Source organism: Nocardioides sp. (assembly GCF_047607365.1).
Taxonomy (GTDB): domain Bacteria; phylum Actinomycetota; class Actinomycetes; order Propionibacteriales; family Nocardioidaceae; genus Nocardioides.
On sequence record NZ_JASGDD010000171.1, the window covers coordinates 1 to 5,136 of the forward strand.

At 73.9% G+C, this 5,136-nt stretch carries 5 protein-coding genes; 2 read left to right on the forward strand and 3 right to left on the reverse strand.

Annotated features, from left to right (window positions below; translation table 11 throughout):
* The coding region (gene sepH, locus QM572_RS13360) for a septation protein SepH (protein ID WP_415093904.1) at positions 1 to 745 on the reverse strand (745 nt) is incomplete at its 3' end.
* A 128-nt stretch (positions 746 to 873) separates the two neighbouring features.
* Between sepH and QM572_RS13365 the strand changes: the two genes are divergently transcribed.
* Complete coding sequence (locus QM572_RS13365; protein ID WP_415093906.1) at positions 874 to 1,617, forward strand: trimeric intracellular cation channel family protein; 744 nt, start codon at positions 874 to 876, stop codon at positions 1,615 to 1,617.
* On the opposite strand, the gene QM572_RS13370 is transcribed toward QM572_RS13365, so the two are convergent.
* Positions 1,532 to 2,827: a D-arabinono-1,4-lactone oxidase gene (locus QM572_RS13370; protein ID WP_415093908.1), complete on the reverse strand. Its 1,296-nt coding sequence runs from the start codon at positions 2,825 to 2,827 to the stop codon at positions 1,532 to 1,534. The genes QM572_RS13365 and QM572_RS13370 overlap by 86 nt on opposite strands.
* Positions 2,828 to 2,852: 25 nt before the next feature.
* Entirely contained in the window at positions 2,853 to 3,995 is a 1,143-nt protein-coding gene (locus QM572_RS13375) for a hypothetical protein (RefSeq protein WP_415093910.1), read from the reverse strand.
* A gap of 81 nt (positions 3,996 to 4,076) precedes the next feature.
* On the opposite strand from QM572_RS13375, the gene QM572_RS13380 reads away from it, so the two are divergent.
* Positions 4,077 to 5,136: ferrochelatase (locus tag QM572_RS13380; protein ID WP_415093912.1), on the forward strand; the 1,060-nt coding region annotated here is incomplete at its 3' end.

The following is a 5,136-nucleotide window of genomic DNA, read 5'->3' on the forward strand; positions in this document are numbered from 1 at the left end:
CTCCCTCGGTCGGCGCCGCGACGCCCTCCGCGGGAGCCTGGCGACGCTCGCGCGCCGCCGTGAGGTCGTCGACCACGGGCGGGTCGGGCTGCTCGGCGGCCGGCAGGTCGCCGACGATCCAGCGGGCGTCGTCGTTGTCGAGCGAGACGTAGTTGCCGGGCGGGTCGAAGGTGAACTCCCCGGCGCCCGATCGTCCCGAGGTGGTGTAGAGCGCGACCAGCGCCCACCGTCCGTCCGTACGACGCCAGGCGTCCCACTCGACGGCGTCGCCGACCGAGTCGGTCGTGGCCAGCTGCATCGCGACAGCGTCGCCGAGGCTGCGGGCCGTGGACTCGGTGGCGATCCGGCGCACGGTCGCCTTCTGCGCGCGCTCGGCCATGTGCTCGCGCTCGGCCACGACCGGAGCCGCGAAGGGCATGATCCGCTCGAGGGTGGTGCCGGCGGCCTCCGCGACGGACTCCGGGCTCTCGCCGGCGCGGATCCGCGCCTGCATGTCGCGCGGCCGCAGGGCCGGCGCGCCCGAGCCGGTGCCCGGGCCCTGATCGTTCCCCTGGGGGTTCCCCTGGATGTTCACAGTCATCTCCGATCGCCGTGGCAGCGCGTCCGGCGCGACGGCCACGGACATCTCGTTCCCGTCGGCGTCGACCAGCAGCATCCGGGTGCCATCGCGACTGATCGATGCGACCGTCCACACGCGCTCAGCCGGTGTCCCGGGAAGCTCGCGGGGAAGTTCTTCGGCCGACATGGGGCGAGCCTACGACTCCCGCGCCCCCAGGTTCGTGCCGCCACGCCATGAGGGCAGGTCTCCTTCCTCGGCCGCGTCACCACGGCTGCGCTTCGCCGGAGGCGGGAGACATGCCCTAACGTCGCGTCATGACCACCGATCCGTCGCTGCTGATCGAGGTCTTCGACCTGGTCGGCATCTTCGTGTTCGGGCTCAGTGGCGGACTGGTCGCGGTCAACCGCGGCGTCGACATCTTCGGGGTGCTCGTCCTGGCGGCGACCACCGGCCTCGGCGGCGGCGTGATGCGCGACCTCCTGATCGGCGCCACCCCGCCCGCCGCCCTGGAGGACTGGCGCTTCATCGCGACGGTCGGCGCGGCCGGGCTGCTGGTCTTCTTCTTCCACCCGGCGGTCAGCCGGGCCGAGTCGAGCATCGACGTCATCGACGCGCTCGGCCTCTCCCTGTTCGCGGTGGCGGGCTCGCTGAAGGCCGAGGACTTCGGGCTCTCGCCGGTCTCCGCGGTGCTGATGGGGATGCTCACCGGCATCGGCGGCGGGGTGCTGCGCGACCTGCTCTCGGACCGCCTCCCGGAGATCTTCAGCGGCACGCTCTACGCCACGCCCGCCGTCGCGGGCTCGGCCGTCACGATCGGCCTCCTCCACCTCGACTGGCCGGTGCACGTGCCGCAGACGTGGGCCGCGCTGGCAGGCGGGACCCTCTGCGCCGGCTGGCGGCTGCTGGCCCTGCGCCGGGACTGGCACGCCCCGATCCCGCGCCCCGTCTCGGATGCCTGGGACAAGGCGGACCCTACGGTCCGACGACCCGGTCGAGGTAGGGGTTGGCGAGGACGCGTCGTGGGTCGAGGCGGTCGCGCAGTGCGACGAAGTCGCTGAACCGCGGGTAGCGCTCCGCGAGGCCGGCGGCGTCCAGGGTGTGCACCTTGCCCCAGTGCGGGCGGCCGCCGGCGGCCTTCAGGATGGGCTCGAGCAGGCCGAAGTAGGGCCGGTGGTCGACGTCCTGGTGGACGTGGAACGCCAGGTAGAACGAGTCGCGCCCCGAGGCGGTCGACAGCGCGGGGGACTCGGCGTTGGCCGTCCGCAGCTCCACCGGGAAGCCGATCCTCAGGTCCGATGCCTCCAGCGCGCGCCGGCACTCGGCGAGCACCTCGAGCCCGGACTCCAGCGGGACGGCGTACTCCATCTCGCGGAAGACGACCCGGCGCTCGGCGATGAACACCTTGTGCGCCTCGTCGGCGTAGGTGCGGTCGGTCATCAGGCTCGACGCGATCCGGTTCACCGCCGGGATCGTCCCCGGGACCCGGTTGGTCACCTGGCACAGGGCGCCGAAGATCGTGTTCTGCATCAGCTCGTCGTCGAGCCAGGCCCGCCAGCGCGGCAGCGGCGCGAGCTCGTCCAGGCCGACCCGGACGTTGCGCTTGGTGGAGATCCGGTCGGTGTGGGGGAACCAGTAGGCGTCCACGTGCGCGTCGCCGGAGCGCATCTCGTCGAAGGAGCCGGAGAACTCGTCCCACGACATCGGCGTCTCGGTCGCGCGCAGCCCGAAGAGCGGCTCGACCCGGAGCGTGATCGACACCAGCACGCCGAGCGCGCCGAGGCCGACCCGGACCAGGTCCAGCAGGTCGGCGTCCTCCTCGGTGACGCTGACCAGCGAGCCGTCGGCGGTCACCATCTCCAGGCCGGCGACCTGGGCGGCGATGCCGGCGACGCGGCCGCCGGTGCCGTGGGTGCCGGTCGAGATCGCGCCGGCGAGGGTCTGCTCGGCGATGTCGCCCATGTTGTGCAGCGAGAGGCCGACGCTCGCGAGCGCGGCGTTGAGGTGCTTGAGCCGGGTGCCGGCGAGGACGGTGACGGTCATCGCCTCGCGGTCGACGCCGGTGACGCCGGCCAGACCGGCCGGGGAGAGCATCACGTCGACCGGCGCCGAGATGCCGGTGAAGCTGTGTCCGGTGCCGACCATCTTGACCCGCCGCCCGGCGGCGGCCGACTCCGTCACGGCGCGTACGACGTCGCCGACCGATCGCGGTGTCAGCACGCTCGACGGACTGGCCGACTCGAGCCCCGACCAGTTCCTCCAGACGGTCATGCCGCACAGGGTAGGGCCTGACCGGTCAGCGCCGGCCCAGGGCGTCCGCGGTGCGCCGCCAGGCCTCGGTGCGCGGCGCCAGGTCGGCGATCGCGCGCAGCGTGGCCCGATAGGTCAGTGGCGGCCTGCCGGAGGCGCCGGCGCTCTGCCTGGTCTCGAGCCACAGGGCGCGAGCCGCCTCCCGGACCAGCGTCGGGTCCGCGTCGGCCGCCCGCCCCGGGAGGTCGGGGGGCGGGTCCGGCGCGACGAGGTCGGCGAGGCTGCCGTGCACGGTGAGCCTGCCCGCGGTGCGGCCCTCCTCCAGCGCGGCGACGGCCAGTTCGTTGCGCCGCCGTGCGAAGGCCCACCCGCGGCGGTCCAGCCGGGGCACGGGCTCGAGACGCCGGCGGGGGACCAGCGCCTCGGCGATGACGCGCCGCATCGCGAGGCGGACGAGGTGGATCGGGTGGCCGGCGCGCTGCCAGTGCCGGCCGAGGTCCTGGAGCATCTGGGCCGAGGCGTGACCGACCGACGGGTTGACCCGCGGCGCCGGCTCCACCACCTCGGCCTGCTCGAGGCCGGCGGCGAGCGCGAACGCGCGCCACAGCGGCCGGCTCTCGGTCCGGGTGTGCGGGAGGGTCAGCACGTGCAGCAGCCCGACTCCCGGATGCGTCGACCAGTCGCGGGCGATCCGGTCGAGATCCTGCGCACGGTGGTAGCTGCGCCACGCCTTCGAGCGGCGGTCGCCGGCCCGGTCCGGATCGATGTGGGCGAGATAGTCCGGCCACCGGTCGTCGCCGTAGTTGCGGCAGAAGGTCTGCCACTGCGAGGGGATCGCGCCGACCTGGTCGCGCACCGCCAGCACCACCCGCACCGAGAGGCCGGCCAGGGGAGCGAGGAGCGCCTCGATCTGATGCGGGCGGGCGAAGCCGAGGTACTCGGTGGAGACCACGACCGTCTCCGCGGGAGCCTCGCGGATGCGCCGGCACAGCTCGTGCCACGCCACGGCCGCCGTGGCGTCGTACGGCCTCGCGAGCACCTTCGCGACCGCTCCGGCCGGCCGGCCGAGGGTGCGCGCGTCGAGGTGGCCCGTGGTCGCGAGGGCCGCGGGATTCCCCCGCAGCACCGCCTGGAGGTACGTCGTCCCCGTCTTCATCGCCCCGATGTGGAGGACCACCTGGTGAGCCATCCGTCGATCGTGGAGGGACGGCCTGTGCCGGGTCGCTGTCCCGTGCCTGTGAGTTGCTGTGCCCTCACTAGGGTGGCTCCCATGGACGCTGCGCCCTACGACGCCCTGCTGCTGGTCTCCTTCGGCGGACCCGAGAAGAGCGAGGACGTCGTCCCCTTCCTCGAGAACGTCACCCGCGGCCGCGGCATCCCGCGCGAGCGCCTCGTGGAGGTCGGGCAGCACTACTTCGGCTTCGGCGGCCGCTCGCCGATCAACGACCAGAACCGCGCCTTCCTGGCCGCGCTGCGCGCCGACCTGGCCGAGCACGGCCTCGACCTGCCGGTCTACTGGGGCAACCGCAACTGGGATCCCTACCTCGCCGACACCGCGGCCCAGATGGCCCGCGACGGCATCGGCCGGGTGGCGGCGTTCACGACCAGCGCCTACTCGTCGTACTCGTCGTGCCGGCAGTACCGCGAGAACCTCTACGACGCCTTCGCGGCCAGCGGGATCGCCGTCGACAAGCTGCGCAACTACTTCAACCATCCCGGCTTCGTGGAGCCGGTCGTCGACGGCGTGCTGGCCGCCCTGCAGGAGCTGCCCGCGTCGGTCCGGGCCGACGCGAGGCTCGTCTTCGTCACCCACTCCATCCCGACCGCGATGAACGACGCCGCGGGCCCGCCCGAGGCCGGCGGCGCCTACCTCCGCCAGCATCTCGACGTGTCGGCGGTCGTCGCCGGCCGGGTGCGGGAGGAGACCGGCGCCGCGCATCCGCACGAGCTGGTCTTCTGCTCGCGCTCGGGCTCCCCGCACGTCCCGTGGCTCGAGCCCGACGTCAACGACCGGCTCCAGGAGCTCGCGGCCGACGGCGCCGCCGCCGTCGTGCTCATCCCGGTCGGCTTCGTCTCCGATCACATGGAGGTCGTCTACGACCTCGACACCGAGGCGCTGGCGACCTGCGAGCGGCTGGGCCTCCCCGCCCGGCGCTCGGCGACGGCCGGCACGGATCCGCGGTTCGTCGCGGCGGTCCGCGACCTGCTGCTCGAGCGTGCCGCGGTCGAGCGCGGCGAGGAGGTGGCGCGGGCCTCGCTCGGCGGGATCGGGCCGCTGTGGGACCGCTGCCCGGTCGGCTGCTGCGCCGCTCGCGAGGCGCGGCCGGCGC

Bases quoted from the DNA above. Each gene is read 5' to 3' on its own strand.
- QM572_RS13365 (WP_415093906.1), top strand. From the start codon at position 874: ATGACCACCGATCCGTCGCTGCTGATCGAGGTCTTCGACCTGGTCGGC.
- QM572_RS13370 (WP_415093908.1), bottom strand. From the start codon at position 2,827: ATGACCGTCTGGAGGAACTGGTCGGGGCTCGAGTCGGCCAGTCCGTCG.
- QM572_RS13375 (WP_415093910.1), bottom strand. From the start codon at position 3,995: ATGGCTCACCAGGTGGTCCTCCACATCGGGGCGATGAAGACGGGGACG.